This is a genomic window from Nocardioides sp. P5_C9_2 (assembly GCF_054049555.1).
On the sequence record NZ_JBFUMD010000442.1, the window covers coordinates 1 to 3,315 of the forward strand.

Here is a 3,315-nt window from a genome sequence, read left to right on the forward strand (position 1 = left end):
ATCTGGTGGCGCCCGTTGAGGTCGGGGGCGTCGACCTGGATCTGGCGGTCGAAGCGGCCCGGGCGCAGCAGGGCCGGGTCGAGGACGTCGGGCCGGTTGGTGGCCGCGATGAGGATGACCCCGCCGCGCACGTCGAAGCCGTCCATCTCGACCAGCAGCTGGTTGAGGGTCTGCTCGCGCTCGTCGTGGCCGCCGCCCATGCCGGCGCCGCGGTGCCGACCGACGGCGTCGATCTCGTCGATGAAGACGATCGCGGGGGCGTTCTCCTTCGCCTGCTCGAACAGGTCGCGGACCCGGCTGGCGCCGACGCCGACGAACATCTCCACGAAGTCGGAGCCGGAGATCGAGAAGAACGGCACCCCGGCCTCCCCGGCGACCGCGCGCGCGAGCAGCGTCTTGCCGGTGCCGGGCGGGCCGTAGAGCAGCACGCCCTTGGGGATCTTGGCGCCCACGGCCTGGAACTTCGCGGGCTCCTGGAGGAACTCCTTGATCTCGCCGAGCTCCTCGACCGCCTCCTCGGACCCGGCGACGTCGGAGAACGTCGTCTTCGGCATGTCCTTGGTGATGAGCTTGGCCTTGCTCTTGGCGAACTGCATGACGCCGCGGCCACCGCCCTGGGCCTGGTTCATCAAGAAGATGAACAGCAGCACGATGAGCGCGAAGGGGAGCAGGGTCACCAGCAGCGAGCCGATGACGCTCGGCTTGGGCACCTCGGAGGTGTACTCGTCGATGGTGCCCTCGTCGGCCTGTTCCTGGACCGCCGCGAGGATGGACTCCTGCTGGCCCTGGATGTAGTAGGTGACGACCTTGTCGCTGCCGTCGCGCACGCCCTTGTCCAGGGTGGCGCGGATCTCCTGGTCACCCTCGATGAAGGTGATGTCCTTGACCTCGCCGTCGGCGATCCAGGCGTTGAGCTCGGAGGTCTTGACCTCGTCGTACCCGCCGTTGGGGATGAGGAACTGGATGGCGAACAGGGCGGCGACACCCGCCACGAGTGCCACCAGCCAGGGGCCCTTGAAAATACGCTTCACAAGCATCTTTCGCGACGAGGGGTTCGGGGGTTGTGACCGTACAGCGTCACGCGCACCCGCGGGTCCGGCCCATTCTTTCAGGCAGGGTGAAGCGACGGGTGTTTCAGGAGTAGACGTGCGGCGCCAGGGTGCCGATGTCGCGCAGGTTGCGGTAGCGCTCCTGGTAGTCGAGGCCGTAGCCCACGACGAACTCGTTGGGGATGTCCCAGCCGACGTACTTGGGCTCCACCGGCATGCTCAGCGCCTCCGGCTTGCGCAGCAGGGTGGCGATCTCGACGCTGGCCGGGCCGCGGCTGCCCAGGCTGTTGACCAGCCAGCTGAGGGTGAGCCCGGTGTCGATGATCTCGTCGACGATCAGCACGTGGCGACCGGTGATGTCGGTGTCGAGGTCCTTGAGGATCCGCACCACACCGCTGGACTTGGTGCCCGAGCCGTAGGAGCTGATGGCCATCCAGTCCATCTCGACGTGGCGACCCAGCGCGCGGGACAGGTCGGCCATCACCATCACGGCGCCACGGAGCACGCCGACCATGAGCAGGTCGTGGCCCTCGTAGTCCGCGGTGATCTGCTGGCCCATCTCCCCCAGCCGGGCTTGGATCTGCTCCTCGGTGAAGAGCACGTTGACCAGGTCAGACTCCACGTGGGACGCGTCCATGCCGTGCAGCCTAGGTGCACCCGGCTCCCCCGTCGTCGGGTGGTCGAGGAACGGGAGAGGGACGTGCACGCGGTTGCGTGGAACTTCAGGGGTGGGCGGGGCCAGCAGGCTGCACTTCCACGCGCCCAGGTCGATCTGCCGGTCCGGGACCTCACCGGTACGGCGCATGGCCCGGGAAGTGTGCCCGCCAGGCCTGCCCCGGTCGGGTCGGCACCCCCGGCACTCCCCTGCTGCGCAGCAGCCGCCACACGCGCTCCACCGTCGCCCCGGGGTCTCGGTGGACGCCGTTCGACACCACGACCAGGATCCGCCAGCCGTGGTCGTCGATCTCCTCGCGTCTCGCGAGGTCCGCCTCCCACTGCGCCTCCCTCTCGATGTGGAGGCGGCCGTCGTACTCGACGATGACCTTGCCCTCGGGCCAGCTGAGGTCGAAGCGTCGTACCGGCTCCCCGTCCACGTCGCGGATGGTGAGGTTGACGCGGGGCTCGGGCAGGCCGGCGAGCACGAGGAGCATGCGCAGCCTGCTCTCCATGGGTGAGTCGACGTCCCTCCGGACGTACGACGCCGCCTGCCGCGCCAGCCGCCCGGCCACGCCCGGCGCGGATCGCGCGGCCCGGACCAGCTGCCCAGGCCTCACTCCCTTCCGTCGCACCATCCAGTCGCCGAGCACGACCAGCTCCACCAGCGGCACCTGCTCCGCCATCTCCAGGAACAGGTCGGGCAACGACGAGACCCGTATCCCGTCGTGGACGACGGCCACGGCTCCGGTCCGCACGTGGCAGGTCACCCCGTCGCGCCGGAGCCGCTCGCCGGCGGTCGGGACGGTCACGTGCTCCCCGGGGAGGGTCGGGATCGGCGCCCCCCACACCCGGGCCGCCGTCGCGTGGCTGGCGAACGCGTGAGCGAAGAAGCAGACGAGGGCCGCCTGGGCCCGCAGCCGAGGGGTGAGCGGGACACCCGACGCCACGAGCACCCCGTGCAGCACGCGCTGGTAGGAGGGTCCGTCGAGGGTCGCCCGGGTGATGCCGGCGCGAAGTCCCTGCCACCGAGGGAAGGGACGGGTCGTGTCGAGGTCCATGTCCGGGAGGCTTCCCCTGTCGGGCCGCGTCGGACCGTTGTCCACAGCGGGGATCAGCCCGGGATCGCCGCTCGGATGGAATCCCACGCAGGTGCGCGGGAGTTCGGGCCGCGAGGCGGGTCCGAGGCCGTCCCTCCGCCCGGTTGCGTGGAAGTGCAGGTCGAAGGATCGGGTCGGGCGCTCAGTCGCCCGGGGCCGAGGGAGCGCGCTCGAGGACGACGAGTCCCTCGCGACGTACGGCGCGCAGGTGGCCGGGGAGGTCGATCCACTTCTGGCCCCGCCAGTCGGTGAGCAGCGCGTCGACGGCCAGGACGTGCTCGTGGCGCACCTCGGAGGCGGGGGCACCGGCGGCCAGGACGGCGTCGTGCAGCACGCGGCGGCGCAGGGCGGGGTGCTGGCCGGCAAGGGCCTCGACCGCGAGGCCATCCTCGGTGGTGACGGCGGCCGCCACCTCGGCAGCGAACTCGTCGAGCAGGCCCATGTCGTCGCGGAGCTGGTCTGCCGTGCGGGCCAGGGTGGCGGCGACGCCGGGGCCGAGCTCGTCCTCGAGC

The 3,315-nt window shown here is 70.8% G+C and carries 3 protein-coding genes and 2 pseudogenes; all 5 read right to left on the bottom strand.

Translation table 11 applies throughout. The features are described 5' to 3' along the window. A pseudogene (locus tag ACXJKL_RS17735) lies at positions 1-548 on the bottom strand (AAA family ATPase); the annotation flags it as partial. Positions 549-785: 237 nt separating this feature from the next. After that, a pseudogene (locus ACXJKL_RS17740) lies at positions 786-1,037 on the bottom strand (ATP-dependent metallopeptidase FtsH/Yme1/Tma family protein); the annotation flags it as partial. A 97-nt stretch (positions 1,038-1,134) separates the two neighbouring features. Beyond that, on the bottom strand, positions 1,135-1,686 hold the full coding sequence (gene hpt / locus ACXJKL_RS17745) for a hypoxanthine phosphoribosyltransferase (RefSeq protein WP_457208333.1): 552 nt from the start codon (positions 1,684-1,686) through the stop codon (positions 1,135-1,137). A gap of 151 nt (positions 1,687-1,837) precedes the next feature. Beyond that, positions 1,838-2,764, bottom strand: coding sequence for a DUF559 domain-containing protein (locus ACXJKL_RS17750; RefSeq protein ID WP_457208334.1), 927 nt, complete (start codon positions 2,762-2,764; stop codon positions 1,838-1,840). Between the two features lie 181 nt (positions 2,765-2,945). Then, positions 2,946-3,315 (bottom strand): TilS substrate-binding domain-containing protein (locus ACXJKL_RS17755; protein ID WP_457208335.1); only part of this gene is annotated, 370 nt, incomplete at its 5' end.